The organism is Paenisporosarcina sp. TG-14 (assembly GCF_000297555.1).
In the GTDB taxonomy this organism is placed as follows: domain Bacteria; phylum Bacillota; class Bacilli; order Bacillales_A; family Planococcaceae; genus Paenisporosarcina; species Paenisporosarcina antarctica.
On the sequence record NZ_AMGD01000010.1, the window covers coordinates 30012 to 54030 of the forward strand.

The window sequence follows — 24019 nt, forward strand, 5'->3', positions numbered from 1 at the left end:
CTTATTCTATGCATCAGACTTAAGAAAATTAACAAATTCTAGGCAATAGCATACCTGTTAGTCTATGAAGACGTCTCGTTGTTCCCATAGGGGTTTTTAAAAGCAGTTTTCCAGTATCTACATCACTAGAAGTAATATGACCAATAATGCTAGCATTCTGTCCAAATACATTTTTCCTCATTATCTCAAGAGCTTTATGTTTATTATTCTGGTCCATAATCAAAACTACTTTCCCTTCATTTGCAAGATAGAGAGGGTCAAAACCTAAAATGTCACAGGCACCTTGAACATCATTACGTATCGGAATAGATACTTCGTCTAATTCAACAATAAAATGAAAATCTTCACATAGTTCTACTAATGTTGTAGCTAATCCACCTCGCGTAGGATCTCGCATTATTCTAATACCCTCGATTTCCTCTACAAGTTCTTGAATAAGGTGATTTAATGATGCACAATCACTCTCGACATCGGTTAACAAACCATGCTCTTGACGTGCACTGAGGATTGCAATACCATGATCTCCTATTGTGCCACTTATGATAACAGAATCGCCTTCTTGGATAGCTTCAGGTTTTAGACGATGCTTTTCTTGAATCCATCCAATCCCAGTAGTATTAATAAATAAACCATCTACACTACCCTTTTCCACTACTTTTGTATCACCTGCAATGATTGTCACTCCAGCATTTTTGGCTTCTGCTGCCATACTATCAACGACCTTTTTTAATTTAGGAATCTCAAACCCCTCTTCAATAATAAATGCAGCTGTTATGACGTGAGGTATTGCTCCACATACAGCTAAATCATTTACTGTCCCTGTAATGGCTAACTTCCCTATGTTTCCTCCTGGAAAGAAAATAGGCTTGACTACGTAACTATCAGTTGAGACGGCGATAGTTTGTGTAGGACATTGAACAATGGCAGAATCAAGTTGTACTTGTTCAGAATGGCCAAAAGATTTAAGAAATACATGTTGTATGAGTTGGTGAGTTAATTCACCGCCTTCCCCATGAGCTAAACTAATTCGCTGAACCAAGTTCTATTCCTCCCTCATGTATTGATAATGAGCTGCACAGGTTCCTTCTGTAGAAACCATACAGGGACCAATCGGGTTAGTTGGTGTACACGCTTTATCAAACAAAATACACTGTTCAGGTGTGATTAATCCTCGAATAATCTCACCACATCGACATTTTGTTTTTCTCGGCTCTTCTATAACTACCTTAAACTTCTTTTTCGCATCAAATTGAGCGTATTTTGCTTTAAGGACTAATCCACTTTTAGGAATCGTGCTCATACCTCGCCATTCCTCGTCATAAGGTTCTAAATATTGTTTTAGGAAGTTTTGAGCAACTAGATTCCCTTCATTTTTCACTACATATGTATAATCATTGATGATATCTACTTTTTTTTCTAGAAGGAGCTCTAGCAGTTTATACATACTACTAAGCAATTGTACGGGCTCAAATCCAGTTATTACACCTGAAATTTCATATTCTTCAGCTAAAAAATTGTAACTCTGTTTTCCTAAAACGATGGAGACATGCCCAGGTAAAATAAACCCATCAAGTTTTACTTCACCTGAATCAAGAAGGACTCTTAATACAGGTTCTACCAATTTCGTTGTCATCCATATGGTGAAATTCTTTAACTCCCTCCTCTCTGCCTCGCGAACAGCAAGAGCAAGTATGGGAATGGTCGTTTCAAATCCAATCCCTAAAAAAATGACTTCCTTATCAGGATTTTCTTGTGCAATTTTCACACTATCTAACGGGGAGTAAACGACTCGGATATCCTTACCTTCTGTTTTAGCTTTCATCAATGTGAATTTAGAACCGGGTACACGCATCATGTCACCAAAGGTACAAAGAATTCTGTTAGGTTCTTCAGATAATTGAATCATGGCATCAATAGATTTTTGATCAGTGACACATACCGGGCAACCTGGCCCAGCAATCAGCCCTATATGGTCTTTTAATCTAGCTTTTATTCCTGTTTTGGCAAACGCCATGGTGTGTGATCCACATACTTCCATGAATACTGGAATTCTACCTTTTTCTTCTTTAAATCTCTCCGCTAACTTAATAACTGCTTCAAGCGAATGACGAGCAATTGTTGGATCAGAAAAAATCTCCATGTTTACCATCCAATACTTTCCTCCATTCTTCCATACTTTCTTTGGCAAATTCTTCATCGACTATAGTTAATGCCTGTCCTGCATGAAGTAATACAAAATCATCTTCCTTAACTTCAGGAACAAAAATGGTTCCCACATACATTCTTGAACCCATAACATCTACTAAAGCTGTATGGTCTTCAATTTTGACTACTTGTGCAGGTACTCCAACACACATATAATTTCACCACCTTTAGTTAAATGTCCATTGGCACTTTATTAACAGCGTGAGATGCAATTATTATTTGTCCTACTGATAAGCCACCATCATGGCAAGGTAGGTTTTTATGTGTGTGGACGTTAAAGCCTTCAATTTGAAGTCGTCTTTTAATCTCCCTAACTAAGTAAATGTTTTGAAATGACCCTCCAGAAAGTACTACCGTTCTATTCAATTCGGGTCTATTTTCAACTAGTCTTTGAACCGTTTGAACACAACAAGAGACGATTGTTCGAAGAAAGGTTTGAATGATTTTTGTATTGGGATGTTTGTTGAATTTGTCTTGAATGATTTGATAAATCATTGGAGACAGGTCGAGCTGAGTTTGGTTTTTACGGTTTGTTTCTAAATGAAATGAATAACTCTCATCCGATTCAATTTGGGGTTCATCCATAGCATCCGATAATTTGATTGCAGCTTCTCCTTCATAGGTGGACGTTAAACAAATCCCAAGAATTGCACTGATCGCATCAAACAAGCGGCCACAAGTTCCTGCCATTGGCGTATTTATGTGATTGTTGATCATGCTTTCAATTATGTTAATTTCTTTTGATTTCTCAGGAAATAGTTTTGTAGACCACTCTTTTCCTTCTATTGGCCAGAAATATAGTAACATTCCAACTGCATTTCTCCACGGTTCTTTAACTGCTTTCTCTCCTCCTGGAAGGGGGGTGTATTGTAAATGCGCAAGACGTTCAAATGAATGTCCATTTCCATATAAAAATTCAAACCCCCAAATGTGTCCGTCATCCCCGTATCCTGTTCCGTCTAATATAATGCCTATACAAGGCTCTTCTAGTCGATTATCTTCCATACAAGACACATGATGAGCATGATGATGTTGAATGGGAATCACTTTACTTTTCAGTTTTTCAGCAATTGAGTTAGATGCATAAAAAGGGTGTTTATCAACTGCTATATACGGTTCTTCAACTCCAAGCCATTCTTTAAAATGATGCAGTTGTTCTTCAAAGGAGTGAATCATTTCTTCGTTTTCTAAATCTCCAATATGAGGACTCATCACTATATAATTTCTCTTTCCAACTGCAAACGTATTTTTTTGATTTCCACCTAAAGCAATTAGTTGATCCACTTTTGCATTTGTTTCCAAAGGGTCAGGAACGAACCCTCTAGCACGCCGTAGATATAGCGTATTTTCTCCATTGTATTGAACAACAGAATCATCTATTGGAAAATGTATATTGCGGTTATGTGTTAAAAGATAGTCACACATTTCTTGTATGTTAGGTAAAGATTCATCTTTATATTGAATAGGAAAACCAGAAGAATTAGCACTAGTCATCACCATGCATTCCAACCCACTATTCTCAAACAACAAATGATGTAAAGGTGTGTAAGGCAACATAATTCCAAGAGTAGATAAACCTGGTGATAAATTTTCTGGTAATAAACCATCTCTTTTTCTCTTTAACACAACAATAGGCATTTCTAGGCTAGTAAGCATTTCCACTTCCTTGCTAGATATATAACAAAACTTTCTTGCAACATCCACGGACTTTGCCATTATAGCCAATGGTCGCTGCGGTCGTTTTTTTGAAAGTCTTAATTGGTCAATAACACGCTCTTGATAAGCATCACAAGCTAAATGGTAGCCACCTATTCCTTTAATACCTATAATCTTTCCTTGTTTTAAAAGATCAACTGTCTGATTAACTGCTCGTTGTTGTTCAGCTATGGATTCCCCTCTTTGATTATGAAGAGTAACAGTAGGTCCACATACTGGACAACAAATTGGTTGAGCGTGGTGTCGCCGATTCAATGGATTTTCATATTCTTCACGGCAAAGGTGACACATTTCAAAATCTTTCATAGTTGTATTGGGTCGATCATAGGGAAGGCTTTCGATAATGGTATAGCGTGGTCCGCATTGAGTACAATTTATGAATGGATATTGAAAACGTCGATTGTGCGGGTCCATCAATTCTTCTAGACAGTGTTTACAGATAGCAGCATCCGGAGACATCCAAGGAACAGCATCACTACTTATTTCACTAGAAATAATAGAAAACTCTTGATAGCCATTCAAAGGAATTTGATTAATGCGTATTTCATTAATTTTTGATAATGGTGGTGGAGAAATCTCTAATTCGTTTACCATGTCACTTACCTTTTTTCCATTTCCTTCTACAATGATAATTACACAGCCAATGTTATTTTGAACTGTCCCTGTAAGGTCATATTTTATTGAAAGCGAATAGACAAAAGGACGAAAACCAACCCCTTGTATTCGTCCCGTCACAATTATTTTTAAGGCTTTGCGCATTGTAGGTACGCATCATTTATCCAACTTATCCAGTCTTCAATACCTTCACCAGTCTGTGCGGAAAGTTCTAGTAATTGAGCTTGAGGGTTGATTGCTGCTAAATCTTTTTTCGCTTCTTCTATGTTGAAAGAAACATATGGAAGGAGATCAATTTTATTAATGATGGTTAAATCTGTACGTCTAAACATCACTGGATATTTAGGAATTTTATCATTGCCTTCCGGTACACTTAAGACAACCACTTTGTAGTCTTGTCCTAAATCATAACCGGATGGACATACGAGATTCCCAATATTCTCAATAAATAGGATGTCAATTTGATTAAGTTCAAATTCTGGTATTATTTTAGCAATCATCCTTGCGTCAAGATGACAGCCCCCAACCGTATTTATTTGAACCGTTTTTATTCCAAGCAAACGTAATCGTTGTGCATCCCGGTCTGTCGCTAAATCTCCCTCAATGACAGCAATGGTAAACTTATTTACTAAAGCTTTTACTGTTTCTTCGAGTAATGTCGTTTTACCAGCACCGGGAGAACTCATTAAGTTAATCACAAGCGTGTTATTTTTTTTGAATATTTCTCTATTTAACTTAGCTACTACATTGTGATCTTTTAATACATCTTCCCTAAGATTAACTTTCATGTTCATCACTTCCTTCGTATGATTCAACTCTAAATGTTTCACCAGAAATAAGTAGACAGTTCAGGAGTCCACACACTGGACAAAGTGCTACCCTGTAGTCAGGTTCAAACTCCCACTGACAAGTTTCACATTTTGCTGAGGCCACCTCACGTATAATATGTAATTCCGTTCTTACATCAATAAAACGTATTTGATCAGTTCTAAAATATAGAAATGCTAACTCTAGAGCATCAGGTAATACATTAGATAAATCTCCAACAATCACATCTATTTTACTCACTTTGTTGAAACCCTTTAATCTAGCATCATCAGAGACGAGATTAATAATCTCCCACATAAGCGACATCTCATGCATTGAGACCACCTTCCATTAATAGTCTTCGTAAATTTTATGTTTAGTTTTACTAAAAAGAACTAAAAAAAGTAAATGCCAATTATATTCAATCTTCTCTTTATATTTCATACTTTACATCGATTCATCAAATTTCAACTTAGTCTTTATATTAGCTCATAAAGAACACGTTAAGAAAAACCTAACAAAATAACCTTTTTTGTCTATCGTACATCCCTTATTTTATCTTTTATGCCATGGTGTATTCCTTCATATTTTTTGGGCTGTAACTCAGCTAATTTCATAAATTTTGAATTACACTATATAAAATTATTAAAGACTGAAAAAGAGTGACCGAAATTATATCTTCGGTCACTCTTTATACATTCAGTGTCTATTCTTTCATTAACCAAATTTAAAACCCTGTGCATGAAAGTTATAGGGAAGTAAAGGACGCACACTCACCGCAGGATTTCCTGTTGGAAGGAGAATAGCAAAGAATCCTTTAATATAAAAAATAGAGGAAAAACCATCCATTAATTATGGGACTGGTTTTGCCTCTATTACTTAAAAATGAACAAACAGGTCTGCAGATACAGCTTCATTTAAAATCCATTTAATCGGAACTTGTTCAGCAGGATAAATAAAGTTAGACTCATCATCAATATCTAAATCAACAACATATAATTGAACACCCATTTCAACCGCAATTTCAAGCATCTCATGAATTGTAGGTACATTAAAATCATGTATTGCGTTTGAAAGATATTCGATGCCTTCAGATGGAATAGGAATATATCTTTTATCCAAGATATTTACACCGCTTCTAGAAAAGGCTAATATTACGTCTGCTCCTGAAGAGGCGGCTCCAACTGCAATATTTAATGGAGGATACGCTGACTCTAGTTCGTCATGAAGAGCTAATACAACTACTTTTTTTGATTCCATGATATATGATCCCCTCCTTCAATAGCTTAGTACGGCATCAGCCGTATAGGCTAATTCCAAAAAGGTCACAACTCCAGCAAGTTCAGCTCCATCAACAAGTTCTAAACCATCTGCAATTAAGACATTCATCTGACATCCATACAATTTGATTCCTGATTCTAAAGCAAGTTTCAATAATAAAGCCAAATCGGTACCATGGGTTCGATCTAATTTCTTTAAATAACGTTGATCTAAAACCCTAGCACCATCAAGGTCAAAAAATAGGACCACTTCATTATGTTGCTTGACCATTTCAAGAGATTGCTTTAATACATAGGTTGCATTTGAACTTAACGACACAAAATATATAAACTTCTTGTTTGCCATACAAGCCCTTCTTTCGATATTCAAATATTAATTCGATTCCAATTAGGTCTCAAAATTATAAAATGTCTATCCAAATCTTTATAGCTGTTCCAAGGATTAGTAATGCTAAAGTAACTTGTAACACTTTTGTATTCATTTTTTTCCCAGCCATAGCTCCTAAAGGTGCAGCGATTAAACTAGCAACTACCATGATAAATGCCGGATAATAATCCACTTGTCCTGTAGTAATCTTCCCAATAGTAGCACCAATAGATGAAATAAATGTTATGGCTAATGAAGAAGCGATCGTCATACGTGTTGGAATTTTCAACACAACAAGCATAATAGGTACTAATATAAATGCACCTGCTGCACCTACAATCCCAGCTCCGATACCTACAACCCCAGCAAGTGTAGCAGCAAGCCATTTATTGAATTTCACTTGATCTAGAGGAATATCGTCAAGTCCCTTTTTCGGTATAAACATCATAATTGCTGCGATTGCAGCTAAAATACCATAGGTGAAATTAATGCCATCTTCGCTCATAAATTTTGATCCGTAGCTACCGATAAAGCTCCCAATTAAGATACTTGTTCCCATGTAAATAATTAAATCTTTATTTAAATAGCCGCCTTTACGATATACCCAAACACCACCAATTGTTGCAAAAAACACTTGAATAGCACTTATCCCAGCAACTTCATGGGCACTAAATGCCGCTAAACCAAGCATTGGAGGAATGTATAAAAGCATTGGGTATTTTATGATTGACCCACCAATTCCTAGCATTCCCGATATATAGGACCCAATAAATCCAATTAAGAAAATAGTAATAATAAATCCTAAATCCATTATTTTACCTCCTTCAAGGAAAAGGAACCCAAACTGGATTCCTTCATTTTAAAAATTTTCACATAGTTAAACTTTATCGAACTGCACAGCGATTTGGTCCAATTTCCATTTCACGCTGCTTCTCATCATCAGGGCTAATGATTCCCATGTTTGTTTGACGAATTTCTTGATAAGCATTTGGTTGTGGCGGTAAATTCTCTGTCACTAGTTTTCTAAATTCGTTTTCATCTTTAATATTTAAACCATGATTTTCTTCATATAACGTTCCCAATTTTTTAGATACACTACCATCTTCATTTAATTCATCAATGATCATGAAATGCGCTGGAAGAACGATTAAATCCTTAGATAATTCTTTGAAACGTGTATAAAGACTTTCTCTAAGATCTACTACCCAATCTTCAGCCATTCCAGCTAAATCTGGTCTTCCAATTGAATCAATAAATAAGATATCTCCTGACAGCAAGAATTTATCATCGACTACAAACGAGGTTGATCCAATAGTATGACCTGGTGAATACAAAGCATGAATATTAATCGTTGTATCTCCTATTGTTACATCGTTCCCATTTTCTAATGGTTGATAGTCAAATACTACTTCTGTTGCATCTTTTGGTGGCAACCAGTAAGTTGCATTTGTTTTTTCAGCAATCACGCGTCCACCAGAAATGTGATCGGCATGAAGATGTGTATCAAATACATGTGTGATTTTTGCTCCAATGCTTTCGGCAAATTCAACATAGACGTCAGTCATTCTTGTAGAGTCAATAAGTGCCGCCTCACCATTTGAGACTACCATATAAGATAAGCAACCTTTACCAATACGTACGAACTGATAAATTTCTCCACCATCTTCAAGATTCCCAACTTTAACTGGTTCTAAATGTTCACTCCAAGCTTTCATTCCACCTTCTAAGTAGGATACCGTTAGTCCGGCGTCAGATAGCATCTCTGCAATCATCATAGAAGAGCCTACTTTTGCACATACAACCAAGATTTCTTTGTCAGTAGGAATATCATTCATTATTCCCTCAACACCGTCAAGTAAATCAAAGTACGGTATATTTAGAAATTCAAAGTTTTCCCCTTCAATTTTCCAATCTTGAAAATCACTTTCATTACGAACATCTAAAATAAATAATTCTTCTTTATTAAATACTTTTTTCGTTACATCATGTGAAGTTAGTATATTTACAGTCATCTTTTAATTACCCCCTACGGTATATTTTTTTATAAAAAATAATATTAGAATGTCAACGTTACATCTGCATCTTTAGCAAACTCTAAAAATGTTACAGCTCCGCCTACTTCAATTCCATCAACAAATGCTTCTTTTTCTAGACCCATTACATCCATTGTCATTTGGCAACCAATGAATTTAACACCTAATTCTTGTGCCATTGCAACCAATTCTGGAATGGCTGGAACATTAGCTTTTGCAAAACCTTCTGCGAAATGTTCTTTACCCTCAGGCATTTCAAGTTGTTGATATGCTTCTGTATGAATTAAGTTTAGCCCTTCAAATGTGAAGAAGATAGCTACTTCTTGATCTGTTGCTGCTGCTGCTGTTGCGATATTATACACCTTGTATGCGTCAAACAATCCACCATTACTTGCAATAATTGCTACTTTAGTCATTAAATTTTCCTCCTAATTTTTAGTTGTTTATACTAGTTGTTTCTCCAGTCCACTGACTCATTCCTGGTACTACATTGATTATATTAGTAAAGCCATTTTCTGCTAACTTTTGTGCAGCAAAATCACTTCTATTTCCAGTACGACATATAACAAAGATTTCGTCTTCTTTGTTTAATTCATTCAAACGACTTTCTAATTCACCCATAGGAATAGAGAGTGAATTTGGAATATGATCAAATGCATATTCTGCCGCTTCTCTAACATCAAGAACAACAATATGATCATTATTTTTTAGTTTATTATCGAGTTCTTCATTATTTGCCACATTTGGATGCTTACGTTCATTTGTTTCAGCTCCTGATGACTTTCTTAAATAATGCTTTAATACAGTTCCTTCTTCTATCGTACCTAAATATTGATGCCCCGTACTGCTAGCCCAAGCTTTAAGATCAGCTTTTGATCCCTTATCTGTTGCTAAAACTTCTAAAACCTGACCAGCCTCTAAAGCATTCATTGCCTTTTTTGTTTTCACGATAGGCATTGGACATGCCAATCCTTTTGCATCTAAAATTACATTTGCTTTTAAGTTATCCAAATTATAACCTCCTGTTATTATACCTTCTGGGGTATTTTTAAATTTAAAAAATTTTAAACTACATTACCTTCCCAAGAAAGCATTCCGCCTGTCATATTCATGACATTAAATCCTTGAGTATCAAGGAACTTAGTAGCACGGCCACTTCTAGCACCTGAACGACAAACCATTATATATTCTTTTGATTTATCTAGCTCATTTATACGTGATTCAATTAACCCTAATGGGATGTTTACTGCTCCTGAAATTTTTCCAGAAGCTACTTCATCCACTTCGCGCACATCGAGGATATTTATAGACTTCCCTTGACTTACTACTAACTTAACTTGTTCTGCAGTTATTTCTTTCATGGTATAGTCCTCCTTACGTTTTTTGTTTATTTCATCTCGCCATATTACTTATCATACCCTTTTTAGCTTATCTTAAAATCACCCTAAATCAAGTAATTAAGATATACCCTAAAGCGGTTTATATGAATAAGTTAACATTTCCTTCTTGAGCGTCAGCTAAATATGCAGCTACACCAGCATATTCAATGTCGTCCAATAATTCAACTTGATTTAGACCTAATAAGTCCATCGTCATTGTACATGCCACTAACTTAATTTCTTGTTCTTGTGCCATTTCAATTAATTGAGGTACAGTCAACGCATTGTGCTTTTTCATTACATCTTTGATCATCTTCGGTCCGAAACCTGCGAAGTTCATTTTTGAAATGCCCATTTTATCTGCGCCTCTTGGCATCATTTTTCCAAACATTTTTTCCATAAAGGATTTTGGAACCTCTATATTCTCATCTTTACGTAATGCATTTAAACCCCAAAACGTGTGGAAAATGGTGACCTCATGATCATAAGCTGCTGCACCATTAGCAATAATATATGCCGCCATCACTTTATCATAATCTCCACTAAATAATACAATCGTTGTTCTTTTCTTTTCAGTCATGTTTTGCCTCCTAAATGCTTATTATTTTCTCTAAAATTAACCTTTTTTGATCCAAAACTTTAGAACTGCATTTTCTTCCTCGTGTTTCATTAATTCATGACCACCGGATTTAGCCCAAGCTGTCAAATCATTTTTTGCGCCTTTATCTGTTGTATGAATTTCTAAAATTTGCCCACTTTCAAGTTCATTTATTGCTTTCTTTGTTTTAACGATTGGCATTGGACATGCTAACCCTTTTGCATCTAACACTTTATCTACAGTCATAGTCATTTTATATTCCTCCAATTATTTTTTATTAAATTTCCTTACCCCCCTGGGTATATTACTAGAAAAAAAAAAAGAAGTCAACCCCTACATTTTATTCAACACATTTTACAAGCAAGCATCTGCTTCTGCTTCTCTACTTTCCTCGTCTGCATTTGACTATATTTTCAAAAACAGATTCAACTACGTTTCACTTATAAAATTCATACTAACTCTTAGTCTCTATAACAAGAAGCTGTAAGATACCCTTATATGTATATTCATAGCAACACAATTAAATACATACGAATAGTTGACTCATGCCATATTTCTACGATCTTTGAGTCAACCTCGTAATTATTCTGTCAGGATAATCAAGCTACTAACAGCCATTAAATACTTTTACTTATACAACTAATTAATCGGTCTTCTATATCTTTAGCAAACTTCTCCATTTTATCATCGTTTAACATGCTAATAAGCGATGTTGGTTTTGGCATGCCTATTTTTGTTTTCCCATTACTTTCATACACAACAACTTTACAAGGTAAAAAATATCCCGCCATTTCATTTTCAATTAGTACTTTTTGTGCTTCTTGAGGATTACATACTTCCAGTACTTTGAACTCTTTTTCAAACTCAAGACCTTTTTCTTCAAGTTTTTCTTTAATATCAAACATCCACAAAATACCGAATTTTTCTTCTTTTAAGTTTATTTCTAAGGCACTAATTGCCTCCTCAACACTTTTCTTTGTTTCAACAGTATAATTAAACAAATGATTACCTCCTTAACATTTTTCGTTCTTACCGTATATTATCATAATTATTGAAATAATCTCCAGTAATCTATACTAACTGTTGTTCACGGAGAATTATTCAAAAAAAGGAGCTGTCCCAAAAGGCATAGAAAATGACTTTTAAGTTGGGAATGTGGCATTGGCACACAATCTCTTAATAGTAGTAGGGATCCGCCAGCTACTTTTCAATAGCAATAAGTAAAAACATAAAAACAGGTGAAGAAAAACGACTCGTTTTTCTTCACCTGTTTTACTTTAGGGACTTATTAGACAGTACCTTTTTTGATTAACTACAAACTTAAGAAGCTTTCCATACTCCCCGTTCCCACTTGTCAATAAATTGTTCAAACGTAAGACCATAACGTTCTCTAATCTTATGATACACAAAATAATGTCCTAAGCTTTCGATCAAACGATCCTCCATCTAATTCACTCCTTTTATCAAACTTAATTTACCTACTACATAATATTCATGTCATCGTTACATTAGTTCAATTAGTTTTATATTTTCAGTATGGTCGAAAAGACTTTCTTTCATTACAGTTAAATCAAAAAAGATCGTAATGGATTCAACATCCACTACGATCTTTTTTTGATAATTATTAAGTTACACTACTGGAATTGCTTTTTTCTTATCATGACTCTTATCTCTAGTAAAATATTGAATAGCGAATAATGATAGGAACAAAGTTAAACCGATCGTATCTGATATTCCTTCTGGATAAATAAGGAGTATACCAGCACCGACAGCTAAAATACGTTCATACCATTTCACTTGACGATACCAGTAGCCAATCATACCTGCACCGATGGAAATCATACCAGAAATTGCAGTAATTAATACCCAAATTAACTGTGGAATCGTGGTATCAATCATTAATAATTCGGGTGATAAAACGAACATATACGGAATGATAAATGCCGCTATGGCAAGTTTTGCTGAAACGAAACCTGTTCTAATTGGATCGCCACCGGAAACTCCAGATGCTGCAAATGCAGCTAGAGCAACTGGTGGTGTAATATCAGCAACAATACCAAAGTAGAATACGAATAAATGTGCTGATAATGCAATTGCTATCGGAACTGATGCCCCTTCTGGCAAATCAAGCATTAACAGCGTGATGACAGCTGGTGCGGCAATGGTCGATGTTATGACATAGTTTGCTGTCGTTGGTGAACCCATACCTAGAACAATAGCTGCTAACATGGTAAAGAATAGCGTTAATAAGATATTCCCACCTGAAGCTGAAACCAATCCGTTTGCTAAACTTAAACCAAGACCTGTTTTCACAACAACACCGACAATAATACCTGCCGCCGCAGTTGCTGCTGCTACCGCAAGAGCTGTTCGCGCTCCATCTACAAGAGCTTCAATCATATCCTTGAAACTAAGACGTGTAGCTTTATTAAATGCACTAACAATTATGGTCAAGAGAATACCATACAACGCAGCCCGCATCGTTGGTACTCCATTTAGTAAGAAGAAGATAATTCCGACAATTGGAAGTAATAAATATATTTTCTTTAATACCGCTTTACGATCTGGCATTTCTTCCTTTGACAAACCACGTAAACCTAAACGTTTTGCTTCAAAATGCGTCATAATCCAAATACCCGTGAAATATAAAAGTGCTGGAATCGCTGCTGCTTTTGCAATATCCCAGTATTGAATACCACCGATGAATTCTACCATTAAGAATGCTGCGGCTCCCATAATTGGTGGCATAAGTTGTCCACCAGTTGATGCAGCTGCTTCTACCCCACCGGCAAATTCCTTTTTATAGCCAAGTTTTTTCATCATAGGGATTGTATAAGAACCTGATGTAACTACATTTGCTACTGAACTACCTGAAATTGTCCCTTGGAGTGCACTAGAGAAAATCGCTACTTTAGCTGGTCCTCCAATTAGGTGACCGGCAAAAGCTACAGCCAAGTCATTAAAATATTGTCCTACACCCGTCTTAACGAGAAAAGCACCAAAGAGCAAGAAGACGAATATGAATGTTGCAGATACACTAAGTGGTGTACCTAAAATGCCATCCGTGGTAAAGAACATTAATTGAACCAAACTTTCTAAATCTTGTCCACGATGAGCCAAAAAGCCAGGGAAATATGGTCCGAAAAATGCATACGCTAAAAATGCTGTAGCGATAACAGTAATTGGCATTCCTACAGCACGTCGCGTTGCTTCGAGCGTTAATAATACTGCTAATATACCAACAACTAAATCGAGTGTAGTTACATTTCCAACACGATAGTATAATTCATCAGCCATAATTGGCCAATACGAGCCGACACCAATTGAAAGAAGAGAAAGAATGTAATCATAGAAAGGAATTCTCCTCTTTGTTTTGTTCCCTTTTTTTATGGCAGGGAACAATAAAAAGATTAGTGATAAAGCAAAACCTAAATGAATGGACCTTTGCAAGTAGGCAGTGTACTGCCCAAAAATAGCTGTATACAATTGGAATAATGAAAAGGCTAATAGTCCAAAGAATACGACTTTAAGCATAATTCCCTGTAAGTCCCGCGTGTTGGATTCGGGGTCATACTTTTGTAATATTTGTCGTTGTTCTTCAACAGACAGTTGTTCAAACTGTTCGTTATGTTCAGTACCGTTCGTTTTATCGCTCACGAAGCCTCGCTCCTTTCAATTGATCAACAAGTGACAAACGTGCTACTTGGAAAGTATACGTTTCGCCTCTCGTTAAATAGTTTTTTAAATTATATTCATAATCAACATAACGAAATGCTAAATCACGTTCAATATCTCCCACATGTAAATCAAATGAAGGAAATACTTGTGACATATTCGTTATGTAATACTTACCCTCTTTTTCGACAAAATTCTCGCCTTTTCCTGCTCCAGATGGCATACCAATTGCAAAATCTTCATATTCGAGGGATGAAAGTTGAATATTATGTCTTTTTGAAACTGTATATGTTTCTAAAACATCTGATAAATGAATAGAATGCGTATATCGAATTTGGAAACTCTTCTCATTTTGAAGGGGAAGATAGGCAACTGTATGAGTTGTCCGTTGCTCGAAGAAGACAAAACTCCATTTATAAGGGATAAACGCACTTATGAGAAATATGCTTATCATAATTACACCAAAAGAAAGGATTGTGCGTTTTTTCATTTAACTCATCCCGATTCTTGAATAAGAATAAGAACGATGAAGCATAATGCTTCATCGTCTAGTTATTACAATTAATAAAAGAACGCTATGCGCTTTTATTATTTACCAACGCCAGCTTCGTCGAAATACTTTTGTGCACCAGGGTGAACATCGATATCGATTCCATCTAAAGCTGTTTCAGCTTTAATGAATTCACCTTTTGGATGCATGATTTTATCTGTATTTTCGTAAATTGCTTTTGTAATATCGTACACAAGATCCTCAGGAAGTTCGTTGCTAACTGCTAACATAGCAAGAACTGAAACTGTTGGCACTTCTTTAGTCATACCATATGTTCCTGCAGGAATTGTTTCCTTAGCATAGTATGGATATTTCTCAAGTAACTCATCTGCTTTTGCATCTTCAACAGGTACGATAACAACTTCAGATAAAGCGTTTAAGCTTTCTACTGCTCCTGTTGGTGTACCAGATGTGATGAATGCTGCATCAATTTGACCAGACTGTATACTTTCTTGTGACTCACCGAAATCTAAGTTTTGTGCTTCTATATCATCCATTGACATGCCGTGAATTTCTAATAATTGCTCGGCATTTGCAAATGTTCCTGAACCAGGAGCACCTACAGATACTTTTTTCCCTCTTAAATCGTCATAAGATGTAATGCCGGTTTTAGATATTGTTACTAATTGAACCGTTTCTGGGTATAACGCACCGATTGCAGAAATAGAATCGATTGCTTCACCTTCAAACATAAACTCTCCAGCTGTAGCATAAAAAGCGATATCCGTTTGTACGAATGCAATTTCTGCTTTGCCATCTTTAAGCGCTGTCATGTTTGCAGCTGATGCTTGAGATACCTCTGCCGTTGTATCTACGCCTGTTTCAGTCTTAATAATTTGAGCTAGAGTTCCACCTAGTGCGTAATAAGTACCAGTTGTACCACCCGTAACGATGCTTAAAAACTTGTACTCTTCTTCCTTTTCACTGCTACCATCACTATCACTACTACTACCACTACCACATGCGCTTAATACTAAAGCTGCAGATAGTCCCAGTGCTGCAAGAATTCCTAGTTGCTTTTTTTTCATATAATTTACTCCTCCTATAACAATTTGTTTGTATCAACTATTATTTTAGCACGAATTATTAATAGTTTGTCAAATTGTTGTAAGAGTCAGAAGACTATATTTCCAACTTATTAGGTAGTTGCGCCCTCAACTTTAGACTCAGGTGCTGTTTCGTCTGGTTTAATATCAGCAAAAGTCTCATGATTCTCTTCTAAATCACGTGTACGATGTGCAATTCTCGAGGAAGCACAGGCAGCAATACTTGCCACTAAATCGTCTAAAAAAGTGTGAATGCTACTGCCTATTTTAGTGTCTAACTTTTTAATAATACCAATTTTATTTTTGTCTAAATGTCCAAAAGTTGTTACAGCAATACTGCCGTATGTATATGCGGCTCCCAATGCAATCATTTCATCTACTCCGAACAACCCTTCATCTGATTCAATAATTTGCTGAAGAGGACCTGATAACATTTTCTTCTCAGCTAATTCATCAAGTTCAACACCTACTAATATAGCATGTTGCATTTCTCTCTTTTTCAAGACACTTTCAACTGATTCTATGCAATGTTCAATTGTCAGTCCAACATTGTATGGAACTTGCATTTCGAAAACGATTTCCGAAACCTCTTTAATGGTAACTCCGCGTCGTTTCAATGCTGATTTTGTTGCTTCGTAAACTTGTTGAGAGTGAATTCTTCCTTGATTTTTATCCATAACATCATCTCCATTTCATATAGTGGTTATTCAAGAATATACGTTCTACCTGCATTATGATACAATTTCTGTAGCAAGATTTAGAGGAGGTCATGTACGATGTCTAAAGGTACAATTCAAGATGTCACACTTTTCAGTGACGCCTTACAAGAAGATATGCAATTGCTGATTTATTTACCAACAAATTACTCACCACTTTATAAATATACCGTGTTAATTGCATCTGATGGGAAAGATTACTTCCAATTAGGACGGATTTCACGTGTTACAGACGAACTACTTGAAAACAAAGAAATTGAAAATATAATTATTGTTGGTATTCCCTATAAAAGTGTAGAAGATCGCAACAAGAAATACCATCCATCTGGAGAACAACATGATGCGTACTTACGTTTTCTTGCTCATGAGCTTGTTCCCTATTTAGACAAAGAATACCCAACCTATCAAATCGGCATGGGCAGAGCATTGATTGGTGATTCTTTGGCAGCTACAGTGTCTCTTCTTGCTGCAGTAAAATATCCGAATATTTTTGGAAAAGTTATTTTACACTCTCCGATGGTGAATACAGAGGTTTTATCTAAAGTCGAAAATATTCGAACACCTCATTCTCTCTCTGTTTATCACATTATTGGTACAGGCGAAGATAAAGTGAAATTATCAAATGGGAAAATTGAAAATTTCCTAAAACCAAATCGAGATTTGAATTCCTTGATGCAAGAAAAAGGGTTTTTGTTGTTCTATGACGAATTTATAGGAGACCATACTTGGAAGCATTGGCAGCCAGATATCAAAAGATCGATTAAAATGAATTTCGGTCTATGAATTTTGAATGCCTAATTTATTAATTTTGTTATAATAAGAGTATGCATTTACTCAACTAAGAAGGAGGTTTTTCAGATGAAATACGGAGTCGTTGCATTCCCATCTAAAAAACTACAAGATTTGGCAAATTCGTATCGAAAACGTTATGATCCACATTTTTCACTCATTACCCCTCACATGACACTTAAAGGTGTTTTTGAAGCAAGTGACACTGAAATCGAAGTACTATCAAACAGTATCAGAAACGTGGTTCAACGTCATAAACCATTCACATTACACGCAACTGGTATTAGTTCTTTTGCACCAACTACTAATGCAATTTATTTCAAAGTTGATAAGACTGAAGCATTAATTAATTTACATGAAGATTTACACAAAGAGAGTTTAGGACTCAAAGCAGAACATACATTTGTTCCGCACATTACAATTGCACAAAAAATGTCATCAGGTGAACATGATGATATATATGGTCAATTAAAAATGGCTGGTCTTAATCATGACGAAACAATTGATCGCTTGCATTTACTATACCAACTTGAAGATGGCTCTTGGACGGTATATGAAACATTCCGTTTGACTGGAGCTGAAAACTAATTTGATTACAGCAAAACGAGTGGAAACAGAAAAAGAACGTGAAGATGCTTTTCTTATTCGTCAAAAAGTATTTGTTCAAGAACAAGATGTTCCTGTGGATTTGGAGTTAGATGAACATGATCAGTCCGCAATCCATTTTGTCGCGTATGACGGTGATGAGCCAATAGGTGCAGGACGTATTCGAGTACCTGAACCAGGTATTTCAAAAGTGGAGCGCGTATGCATATTATCGCAATACCGAGGCAAGCAATTAGGTAATTTGATGATGGAGAAAATGGAATTTTACGCGAAAGAAGCTGGATTAAAGACAGTTAAACTAAACGCTCAAAGTTATGCCATTCCATTTTACGAAAAACTTCACTATAAAATTACATCACCAGAATTTTTGGATGCGGGTATCCCCCATCGTGCCATGCAAAAAGAATTATAAAAAGGTTTTTAAACCCGAATTATCAAAAAAAGCACTTGTTCATAATTGAACAAGTGCTTTTTTTATTCATTTTTCTGATTCATCATTGAAGCTATTTCATTTAAGTTTAGCTTATTTCCTTTTTGAACCACCGAATTTACAATTTTTTCTTCTAAATCTTTTGTTATTGGTTTGCCAGCAATTTTAGATACTTTGCGAACAATTTTTTGTACTTGTTTTTCATCTGAAAAATCTGCGTACTGTATTGCATTTGCTAACGCGAAAACTTCATCCATAGACACACCAGTTTTTTGCTCAATTTTCTTGAAAAATGAGTCGTTCATTTGTTTCCCTCCTATTTTACATACTAGCTACTTACGATGATGAATAGGATAAATAGCACAATAATAAGAACAAATGTTGACCCTTTATAAGGAGCATGAGTTGGATGTATTTGTGGATAACCATCGTAAAAACTGCAACTTTCTAATATATTCCCTTGCCTCCCATCCCATTCGACCTAGAATATGCACATAGGTCCAAATGAGAAGGGCATATACCTCAGGAAACTTTCCCTTTAGATTTAAAAAGAATTGCGCCAACTACACCAAAAATAATGGCAGCGCTGATTCCTGAACTTGTCACTTCAAACATACCAGTTATTACACCAATAAAACCATGTTTCTCTGCCTCTTGTAAAGCACCATGTGTCAGTGCATTACCAAAAGAAGTAATTGGGACAGTTGCGCCCGCTCCAGCGAAGTCAATGAATGGCTCATACAAACCAAATCCATCAAGGACAGAACCAATAACCACCAATAAACTTAGTGTATGCGCAGGTGTCAATTTGGCTACATCGAAAAGAAGTTGACCTACTACACAAACAAGTCCGCCAACTACAAAAGCAATAATTATAGAAGAGATCATATTGTCACCTCATTCCATCGTCACTTCAACAGCATGGGCAATACATGGAATGGTTTCGCCCTGTTGAAATGATAATGGGGATAGTAAAGCACCTGTTGCTACTAATAATATTTTCTTCCATTTTTTTGATAATAATTCTGCGTATATAGGTCCAAGATAAACGGAAGCCGAACAACCTGCTCCACTTCCACCTGATAAAAATTTTTCATTGTTACCATAAAATTCAGCCCCAGCATCCCTATAACTATTGACTGGATAAGTAGAAATACCACTTGACTTAATTAATTCTTGCAAAATGGCATAGCCATTTTTCCCTAAATCACCGGTCATAACAAAATCGTAGGATGTATCTTTATTTTGAGATAAATGTTGTTGAATTGTGTCAAAAGCAGCTGGAGCCATTGCACTTCCCATGTCCAGTGGGTCTAGACACTCACAATCAATTACTTGTCCAATCGTAGCAGAATGTATATACGGTTTTTCGCTTTGATGTGTAGACAGAATACCGTAACCTGCCCCAGTGACAGTCCATTGACCTGTAGGCGGCTTTTGAGCCCCATATTCAATGGGATAGCGAAATTGTTTCTCGACAGCATTGTGCTGACTTGCGGCACCAAATAAAATTCGCTCCATATGATTTGTTTCAATAAAAAAGCTAGCTGTAATAAGAGAAGAAACGCTAGTTGCACAAGCAGAAAACATTCCCATAAAAGGAGTAGCCAGCGTACGAGCTGCAAAACTACTAGGTGTCATTTGATTAACCAAATCTCCAGACAAAAACAAATCAATATCTGGCGCCTCAAATCCACCTTTCATAATGGCCAATTTACATGTATCCTCAATTAATTGTGCATGTCCTTTTTCATTCGTTTCCTGTCCGATTCTCTCATCTTCATAAATAAGGTCGAAATTTTTAATAAATGGACTTTGTTTTTCTAGAGGCCCAACTCCTACTGCTGTTGACACAATACTTGGCTTAGAAACAAATTGGACCGTTCTCGCTTTTACCAAGAGATAACCCCCATTTTAACAAGACTAGTTTTAATAAGCGCGACAACAAAAGCAGAAAATACTCCATAAACAATAACGGCCCCTGCAAGTTTAAACATATTCCCACCCACACCAAGAATGAATCCTTCTGACCTATGTTCAATCGATGCAGAAATAATTGCGTTACCAAATCCAGTCACTGGAACTGCTGAGCCTGCTCCACCAAACTGACCAATTTTTTTATATATCCCTAACCCTGTTAATATCATTGACATAAAAATCAACGTTGCTACAGTTGGATTACTAGCTGTACGTTCAGTAAACGAAAAAAAATAAATGTAAGCTAAAGTAATGATTTGTCCAATCCCACAAATAGTTCCGCCTACAAAAAATGCTTTCAAACAATTTTTTACAATTGGTCGTTTTGGTGCCATTTGATCCACCGTTTGTTGATAGGAATTAACATCCATTACGTTGCCTCCTTTGATAGTGCTTGAATGTCGTCTAAATCTTTTTTCAAGTCTTCCATAGTTGGTTTTTCTTTAATAATTTTCTCTAATTCCCACGAAATTTTTAAATCACTAGATACAAAAACCTTATGGTCTGGAAATAGCGATTTGACTTCCTTTTCAAAAGACTTTGTAATTTTCACTTTTTTGAATTTTGATAATGGTTTTACTTGTATGGCAACCACAAGTTGATGATCAAAAAAAACGACATCTGCTTCGTTTATATTTTGATTTTCTTTAAGAATTGTTTGAAGCAATTCAATTTCTTCTTGATCATCTTCCACATGATAAGTGGATACTTGAGAATCGTTCGAACAACCTGTTAGTAATAGTAAGACACAACTTACCCACCAGAATTTTTTCATCAATTTATCCTCTTTTAACTTTATTATGGTTACTAATGAAAAGTTTATACACAAATTGATTTAGCCGCCCTGTTGTATGAACACAACCTACATACAGTATAAAGACTTAAAAAGATTGGGAGGTGAAAAAAATGGGATGTGAACGTAAATATGAATCAACAACATCATCCATTGAAGGTATTACAACAGGTAAGGGTAAAGGTAGATGTATCTGTGACGTAGTTCGTGCAATTAAAGACATTCAAGATGCTGTAGTGGACAACGACTGTCCGGAATGTCCAACTAATTGTTTCCTTGAACCACTAGGTGGATTAGTAAGTCCAGCACGTCAACAAGCGGATACTCGTGTATTCATGCTTTTGACAAAAGATGGTACGCCTTTCAAAGCTTTCTTCCGCGATAATGACTACCATGACTGTGATTGCTTCTCTGTATTCTTCCGTGTGGAAGACATATTCGATGGTTGCTGTGCAACTCTTCGTGTATTAGAGCCAGTAGATCGTAATAAAAAAGAAGTAAATTTAATTAATGATTGCGGTACTAAGTTAAACTTGAAGAAAATCTGTGAAGTAAGAAATTTCCGACTTTCTGATAGCTGTATTACAGTTGATTTGAACTGCTTCTGCGGCATTGAATGTGTAGCTGATGTATTTCTGGGTGTATGTGAATAATTAAATAACACTTTAAGCGTGCAGTGTCTAACAAGCCCAACTTCCATTAAAAAGGAGGTTGGGCTTAATTTTTGTATTCATATAGTTTGTGTGGATTGTTAAGAAATATAAATGATATGTTAAAATTTCAGGCGAATATGTACAAACTGATGTGGTCAATTCTGTTTTAAACACAAAAAAGCATCCAAATAAATGGATGCTTTTTGCATAAATGTTTAAATTCGAACAGGAAGGATCTTCCCCCGCCACCAAATCTCTTGAATATCTTGAATTTCAACTGCTACTAAGTCACCTTCAGGTAATCTAATTTGAACGCTTTCAAGATGTAACGCATCTACAGCTCCACAAATTTTTTCACCATCTTTAAATTGAAAACACAGTGGTTTGTATACATGTTTTGCTAAATCTGTTTTCAAAAAAAGAAGCCTTTTCCACATTAACGGATCAATTTCGACTGCTTTTGCTAAAGGTTCAGGGAAGATTGACGTACTTTCTTCTTGCCATCGAGAAACTTTTGGCACATGCCGATATACAGGCGGACCATGGACAAAAAGGAGCGGATCATTTTCCAATGAAACATACACACCCTTTTTGAAGTAGTTTATGCAGTATGTTTACAATATGTGAAAACCACTGTCACAATGAATCGTTTCGCCTGTGATTCCGCGAGATAATTGACTAAATAAAAATAATGCAGTATCGCCAACTTCTTCTGGCGTTGTGTTGCGACGAAGTGGTGCACGCTCTTCAATTTCTTTTAAGACACTGTTAAAATCGCTTATACCTTTTGCAGACAAAGTGCGTATCGGGCCCGCTGAAATTGCGTTTACACGTATGTTATATTGTCCTAAATCAGCTGCTAAGTAGCGTACTGACATTTCTAGAGATGCTTTTGCCACTCCCATGATGTTGTAGTTCGGGACAACTTTTTCTCCACCTAAATACGTTAGAGTAACGATGCTACCTCCTTCAGTCATCAATGGTTTAACAGCTTTCGCTACGACAGTTAATGAGAAAGCGCTGATATTATGTGCAAGTAAAAATCCTTCACGAGACGTATCTGAGAAATTCCCTGCTAATTCTTCTGTTTTTGCAAATGCGATACAGTGAGCTAAGCCATCAACTTTACCTACCTGTTGCCCGATTGTTGAGAAACATTTCTCTACATCTTCGTCATTTGTTACATCACAAGGAAGCACGAGTTCATGATTCCCTTCTAATGTTGCCACTAAATCACGAACAGACTTTTCAAATCGTTCCCCAGCATAAGTAAAAATAATATTTGCTCCTGCTCTATCTAGCGATTGAGCAATTCCCCAAGCGATACTTCTTTTATTTGCTACACCCATGATGACGTATGTTTTTCCTTGTAATGACAAAGACATAAAAAATCCCCCTATTAATTCTAATTATTAATACCTGGTACTAATAATACATCACAAAAAATAAAAGTGCAAAAAAATAGTACAATAATAATAGGTAATTTCGTTTTCGGGTTAATGAAAATATTCCATACGTATTTGCATGATACTTTTATTGAGATAATAGCCTAGAAGTAGACTCGTCGAATAATCAAACTCATGATTCTTTGTCAAATGACGTTGGTGAAGAATTTTAGTCGGCTATAATTGATTGATTTATTTGTAGCGCGACTGTCTAGAAAGTCAGTAAAACTGTTATTTTACGGCATTCTTTTTTTATGCAGTTTTTCAAGTATCCCGTTGCTTTCCGTTCCAGATGGACGCTTTCCGCGGGCACGGCTTCAGCCCAATGTCATCAAGCTA

33 protein-coding genes are annotated in these 24019 nt (G+C 36.0%); 4 read left to right on the forward strand and 29 right to left on the reverse strand.

Features of this window, described 5'->3' with window-relative positions:
• Nucleotides 1-28: 28 nt before the first annotated feature.
• The 21 genes from hypE to C406_RS0104495 all read right to left on the reverse strand — a co-directional run bounded on the left by hypE (nt 29) and on the right by C406_RS0104495 (nt 16948).
• The gene (hypE, locus tag C406_RS0104395) at nt 29-1039 is read right to left on the reverse strand and encodes a hydrogenase expression/formation protein HypE (RefSeq protein ID WP_017379381.1); all 1011 of its coding nucleotides are present in this window, start codon (nt 1037-1039) and stop codon (nt 29-31) included.
• 3 nt (nt 1040-1042) lie between these two features.
• The gene (gene hypD, locus C406_RS0104400) at nt 1043-2149 is read right to left on the reverse strand and encodes a hydrogenase formation protein HypD (protein ID WP_017379382.1); all 1107 of its coding nucleotides are present in this window, start codon (nt 2147-2149) and stop codon (nt 1043-1045) included.
• Nucleotides 2124-2357, reverse strand: coding sequence for a HypC/HybG/HupF family hydrogenase formation chaperone (locus C406_RS0104405; RefSeq protein WP_017379383.1), 234 nt, complete (start codon nt 2355-2357; stop codon nt 2124-2126). Before C406_RS0104405 ends, hypD begins: the two co-directional genes overlap by 26 nt.
• 19 nt (nt 2358-2376) lie before the next feature.
• Nucleotides 2377-4680: a carbamoyltransferase HypF gene (hypF, locus tag C406_RS0104410; protein WP_017379384.1), complete on the reverse strand. Its 2304-nt coding sequence runs from the start codon at nt 4678-4680 to the stop codon at nt 2377-2379.
• Nucleotides 4665-5324 (reverse strand): hydrogenase nickel incorporation protein HypB, encoded by a 660-nt coding sequence (gene hypB / locus C406_RS0104415; RefSeq protein ID WP_017379385.1) that lies wholly within the window; start codon nt 5322-5324, stop codon nt 4665-4667. Before hypB ends, hypF begins: the two co-directional genes overlap by 16 nt.
• The gene (locus tag C406_RS0104420; RefSeq protein ID WP_017379386.1) at nt 5314-5679 is read right to left on the reverse strand and encodes a hydrogenase maturation nickel metallochaperone HypA/HybF; all 366 of its coding nucleotides are present in this window, start codon (nt 5677-5679) and stop codon (nt 5314-5316) included. The genes hypB and C406_RS0104420 overlap by 11 nt, the downstream gene beginning before the upstream one ends.
• A 543-nt stretch (nt 5680-6222) precedes the next feature.
• Nucleotides 6223-6603, reverse strand: coding sequence for a hypothetical protein (locus tag C406_RS0104425; protein ID WP_017379387.1), 381 nt, complete (start codon nt 6601-6603; stop codon nt 6223-6225).
• An 18-nt stretch (nt 6604-6621) separates the two neighbouring features.
• Nucleotides 6622-6969 (reverse strand): DsrE/DsrF/DrsH-like family protein, encoded by a 348-nt coding sequence (locus C406_RS0104430; RefSeq protein ID WP_017379388.1) that lies wholly within the window; start codon nt 6967-6969, stop codon nt 6622-6624.
• A gap of 55 nt (nt 6970-7024) precedes the next feature.
• Nucleotides 7025-7801, reverse strand: coding sequence for a sulfite exporter TauE/SafE family protein (locus tag C406_RS0104435; protein ID WP_017379389.1), 777 nt, complete (start codon nt 7799-7801; stop codon nt 7025-7027).
• 73 nt (nt 7802-7874) lie between these two features.
• Nucleotides 7875-9002: an MBL fold metallo-hydrolase gene (locus C406_RS0104440; protein ID WP_017379390.1), complete on the reverse strand. Its 1128-nt coding sequence runs from the start codon at nt 9000-9002 to the stop codon at nt 7875-7877.
• A 44-nt stretch (nt 9003-9046) separates the two neighbouring features.
• The gene (locus tag C406_RS0104445; protein ID WP_017379391.1) at nt 9047-9439 is read right to left on the reverse strand and encodes a DsrE/DsrF/DrsH-like family protein; all 393 of its coding nucleotides are present in this window, start codon (nt 9437-9439) and stop codon (nt 9047-9049) included.
• A 19-nt stretch (nt 9440-9458) separates the two neighbouring features.
• On the reverse strand, nt 9459-10034 hold the full coding sequence (locus tag C406_RS0104450) for a sulfurtransferase TusA family protein (RefSeq protein WP_017379392.1): 576 nt from the start codon (nt 10032-10034) through the stop codon (nt 9459-9461).
• 53 nt (nt 10035-10087) lie between these two features.
• Entirely contained in the window at nt 10088-10384 is a 297-nt protein-coding gene (locus tag C406_RS0104455; protein WP_017379393.1) for a rhodanese-like domain-containing protein, read from the reverse strand.
• 118 nt (nt 10385-10502) lie between these two features.
• Nucleotides 10503-10982, reverse strand: coding sequence for a DsrE/DsrF/DrsH-like family protein (locus C406_RS0104460; protein WP_017379394.1), 480 nt, complete (start codon nt 10980-10982; stop codon nt 10503-10505).
• 36 nt (nt 10983-11018) lie between these two features.
• Nucleotides 11019-11246, reverse strand: coding sequence for a sulfurtransferase TusA family protein (locus C406_RS0104465; protein WP_026045607.1), 228 nt, complete (start codon nt 11244-11246; stop codon nt 11019-11021).
• A gap of 371 nt (nt 11247-11617) precedes the next feature.
• Nucleotides 11618-12001, reverse strand: a complete 384-nt coding sequence (locus C406_RS0104470; protein ID WP_017379396.1) for a DUF302 domain-containing protein — start codon at nt 11999-12001, stop codon at nt 11618-11620.
• A gap of 319 nt (nt 12002-12320) precedes the next feature.
• The gene (locus C406_RS21220) at nt 12321-12446 is read right to left on the reverse strand and encodes a hypothetical protein (protein ID WP_017379397.1); all 126 of its coding nucleotides are present in this window, start codon (nt 12444-12446) and stop codon (nt 12321-12323) included.
• Nucleotides 12447-12629: 183 nt separating this feature from the next.
• Nucleotides 12630-14657: a TRAP transporter permease gene (locus C406_RS0104480; protein ID WP_017379398.1), complete on the reverse strand. Its 2028-nt coding sequence runs from the start codon at nt 14655-14657 to the stop codon at nt 12630-12632.
• Complete coding sequence (locus C406_RS0104485) at nt 14647-15165, reverse strand: DUF1850 domain-containing protein (RefSeq protein ID WP_017379399.1); 519 nt, start codon at nt 15163-15165, stop codon at nt 14647-14649. Before C406_RS0104485 ends, C406_RS0104480 begins: the two co-directional genes overlap by 11 nt.
• 98 nt (nt 15166-15263) lie before the next feature.
• On the reverse strand, nt 15264-16253 hold the full coding sequence (locus tag C406_RS0104490; RefSeq protein ID WP_017379400.1) for a TAXI family TRAP transporter solute-binding subunit: 990 nt from the start codon (nt 16251-16253) through the stop codon (nt 15264-15266).
• 110 nt (nt 16254-16363) lie between these two features.
• The gene (locus C406_RS0104495) at nt 16364-16948 is read right to left on the reverse strand and encodes a phosphatidylglycerophosphatase A family protein (RefSeq protein WP_017379401.1); all 585 of its coding nucleotides are present in this window, start codon (nt 16946-16948) and stop codon (nt 16364-16366) included.
• A 99-nt stretch (nt 16949-17047) separates the two neighbouring features.
• On the opposite strand from C406_RS0104495, the gene C406_RS0104500 reads away from it, so the two are divergent.
• From C406_RS0104500 to C406_RS0104510, 3 genes are all read left to right on the forward strand, one after another.
• Nucleotides 17048-17770, forward strand: a complete 723-nt coding sequence (locus C406_RS0104500; protein WP_017379402.1) for an alpha/beta hydrolase — start codon at nt 17048-17050, stop codon at nt 17768-17770.
• Between the two features lie 75 nt (nt 17771-17845).
• Complete coding sequence (locus tag C406_RS0104505) at nt 17846-18364, forward strand: YjcG family protein (protein WP_017379403.1); 519 nt, start codon at nt 17846-17848, stop codon at nt 18362-18364.
• A 1-nt stretch (nt 18365) separates the two neighbouring features.
• Nucleotides 18366-18794, forward strand: coding sequence for a GNAT family N-acetyltransferase (locus C406_RS0104510; RefSeq protein ID WP_017379404.1), 429 nt, complete (start codon nt 18366-18368; stop codon nt 18792-18794).
• Nucleotides 18795-18856: 62 nt separating this feature from the next.
• Here C406_RS0104510 and C406_RS0104515 read toward each other — a convergent pair whose 3' ends face one another.
• From C406_RS0104515 to C406_RS0104535, 6 genes are all read right to left on the reverse strand, one after another.
• Entirely contained in the window at nt 18857-19117 is a 261-nt protein-coding gene (locus tag C406_RS0104515; protein WP_017379405.1) for a stage VI sporulation protein F, read from the reverse strand.
• A gap of 23 nt (nt 19118-19140) precedes the next feature.
• Nucleotides 19141-19266 (reverse strand): YjcZ family sporulation protein, encoded by a 126-nt coding sequence (locus C406_RS21225; RefSeq protein ID WP_081503723.1) that lies wholly within the window; start codon nt 19264-19266, stop codon nt 19141-19143.
• A 68-nt stretch (nt 19267-19334) separates the two neighbouring features.
• Complete coding sequence (gene spoVAE, locus C406_RS0104520) at nt 19335-19700, reverse strand: stage V sporulation protein AE (protein WP_017379406.1); 366 nt, start codon at nt 19698-19700, stop codon at nt 19335-19337.
• Nucleotides 19701-19709: 9 nt separating this feature from the next.
• On the reverse strand, nt 19710-20711 hold the full coding sequence (locus C406_RS0104525; protein WP_017379407.1) for a hypothetical protein: 1002 nt from the start codon (nt 20709-20711) through the stop codon (nt 19710-19712).
• Complete coding sequence (gene spoVAC / locus C406_RS0104530) at nt 20705-21160, reverse strand: stage V sporulation protein AC (protein ID WP_017379408.1); 456 nt, start codon at nt 21158-21160, stop codon at nt 20705-20707. The genes C406_RS0104525 and spoVAC overlap by 7 nt, the downstream gene beginning before the upstream one ends.
• Nucleotides 21160-21564 (reverse strand): YhcN/YlaJ family sporulation lipoprotein, encoded by a 405-nt coding sequence (locus tag C406_RS0104535; RefSeq protein ID WP_017379409.1) that lies wholly within the window; start codon nt 21562-21564, stop codon nt 21160-21162. Before C406_RS0104535 ends, spoVAC begins: the two co-directional genes overlap by 1 nt.
• A gap of 131 nt (nt 21565-21695) precedes the next feature.
• Between C406_RS0104535 and C406_RS0104540 the strand changes: the two genes are divergently transcribed.
• On the forward strand, nt 21696-22235 hold the full coding sequence (locus C406_RS0104540) for a CotY/CotZ family spore coat protein (protein WP_017379410.1): 540 nt from the start codon (nt 21696-21698) through the stop codon (nt 22233-22235).
• A gap of 215 nt (nt 22236-22450) precedes the next feature.
• Here C406_RS0104540 and C406_RS0104545 read toward each other — a convergent pair whose 3' ends face one another.
• On the reverse strand, nt 22451-22807 hold the full coding sequence (locus C406_RS0104545) for a hypothetical protein (RefSeq protein ID WP_017379411.1): 357 nt from the start codon (nt 22805-22807) through the stop codon (nt 22451-22453).
• 42 nt (nt 22808-22849) lie between these two features.
• Nucleotides 22850-23620 (reverse strand): enoyl-ACP reductase FabI, encoded by a 771-nt coding sequence (fabI, locus tag C406_RS0104550; protein ID WP_017379412.1) that lies wholly within the window; start codon nt 23618-23620, stop codon nt 22850-22852.
• Nucleotides 23621-24019: the final 399 nt, after the last annotated feature.

What these genes read in the sequence shown, in the direction of transcription:
- C406_RS0104425 (WP_017379387.1), bottom strand. Translation starts at nt 6,603, where the DNA reads ATGGAATCAAAAAAAGTAGTTGTATTAGCTCTTCATGACGAACTAGAG.
- spoVAE (WP_017379406.1), bottom strand. Translation starts at nt 19,700, where the DNA reads ATGATCTCTTCTATAATTATTGCTTTTGTAGTTGGCGGACTTGTTTGT.
- hypF (WP_017379384.1), bottom strand. Translation starts at nt 4,680, where the DNA reads ATGCGCAAAGCCTTAAAAATAATTGTGACGGGACGAATACAAGGGGTT.
- C406_RS0104435 (WP_017379389.1), bottom strand. Translation starts at nt 7,801, where the DNA reads ATGGATTTAGGATTTATTATTACTATTTTCTTAATTGGATTTATTGGG.
- C406_RS0104485 (WP_017379399.1), bottom strand. Translation starts at nt 15,165, where the DNA reads ATGAAAAAACGCACAATCCTTTCTTTTGGTGTAATTATGATAAGCATA.
- C406_RS0104455 (WP_017379393.1), bottom strand. Translation starts at nt 10,384, where the DNA reads ATGAAAGAAATAACTGCAGAACAAGTTAAGTTAGTAGTAAGTCAAGGG.
- C406_RS0104515 (WP_017379405.1), bottom strand. Translation starts at nt 19,117, where the DNA reads ATGAACGACTCATTTTTCAAGAAAATTGAGCAAAAAACTGGTGTGTCT.
- C406_RS0104440 (WP_017379390.1), bottom strand. Translation starts at nt 9,002, where the DNA reads ATGACTGTAAATATACTAACTTCACATGATGTAACGAAAAAAGTATTT.
- C406_RS0104540 (WP_017379410.1), top strand. Translation starts at nt 21,696, where the DNA reads ATGGGATGTGAACGTAAATATGAATCAACAACATCATCCATTGAAGGT.
- C406_RS0104465 (WP_026045607.1), bottom strand. Translation starts at nt 11,246, where the DNA reads ATGACTGTAGATAAAGTGTTAGATGCAAAAGGGTTAGCATGTCCAATG.
- C406_RS0104505 (WP_017379403.1), top strand. Translation starts at nt 17,846, where the DNA reads ATGAAATACGGAGTCGTTGCATTCCCATCTAAAAAACTACAAGATTTG.
- C406_RS0104460 (WP_017379394.1), bottom strand. Translation starts at nt 10,982, where the DNA reads ATGACTGAAAAGAAAAGAACAACGATTGTATTATTTAGTGGAGATTAT.
- fabI (WP_017379412.1), bottom strand. Translation starts at nt 23,620, where the DNA reads ATGTCTTTGTCATTACAAGGAAAAACATACGTCATCATGGGTGTAGCA.
- C406_RS0104430 (WP_017379388.1), bottom strand. Translation starts at nt 6,969, where the DNA reads ATGGCAAACAAGAAGTTTATATATTTTGTGTCGTTAAGTTCAAATGCA.
- hypD (WP_017379382.1), bottom strand. Translation starts at nt 2,149, where the DNA reads ATGGTAAACATGGAGATTTTTTCTGATCCAACAATTGCTCGTCATTCG.
- C406_RS0104420 (WP_017379386.1), bottom strand. Translation starts at nt 5,679, where the DNA reads ATGCATGAGATGTCGCTTATGTGGGAGATTATTAATCTCGTCTCTGAT.
- C406_RS0104445 (WP_017379391.1), bottom strand. Translation starts at nt 9,439, where the DNA reads ATGACTAAAGTAGCAATTATTGCAAGTAATGGTGGATTGTTTGACGCA.
- C406_RS0104500 (WP_017379402.1), top strand. Translation starts at nt 17,048, where the DNA reads ATGTCTAAAGGTACAATTCAAGATGTCACACTTTTCAGTGACGCCTTA.
- C406_RS21220 (WP_017379397.1), bottom strand. Translation starts at nt 12,446, where the DNA reads ATGGAGGATCGTTTGATCGAAAGCTTAGGACATTATTTTGTGTATCAT.
- hypB (WP_017379385.1), bottom strand. Translation starts at nt 5,324, where the DNA reads ATGAAAGTTAATCTTAGGGAAGATGTATTAAAAGATCACAATGTAGTA.
- C406_RS0104535 (WP_017379409.1), bottom strand. Translation starts at nt 21,564, where the DNA reads ATGAAAAAATTCTGGTGGGTAAGTTGTGTCTTACTATTACTAACAGGT.
- spoVAC (WP_017379408.1), bottom strand. Translation starts at nt 21,160, where the DNA reads ATGGATGTTAATTCCTATCAACAAACGGTGGATCAAATGGCACCAAAA.
- C406_RS0104490 (WP_017379400.1), bottom strand. Translation starts at nt 16,253, where the DNA reads ATGAAAAAAAAGCAACTAGGAATTCTTGCAGCACTGGGACTATCTGCA.
- C406_RS0104405 (WP_017379383.1), bottom strand. Translation starts at nt 2,357, where the DNA reads ATGTGTGTTGGAGTACCTGCACAAGTAGTCAAAATTGAAGACCATACA.
- C406_RS0104495 (WP_017379401.1), bottom strand. Translation starts at nt 16,948, where the DNA reads ATGGATAAAAATCAAGGAAGAATTCACTCTCAACAAGTTTACGAAGCA.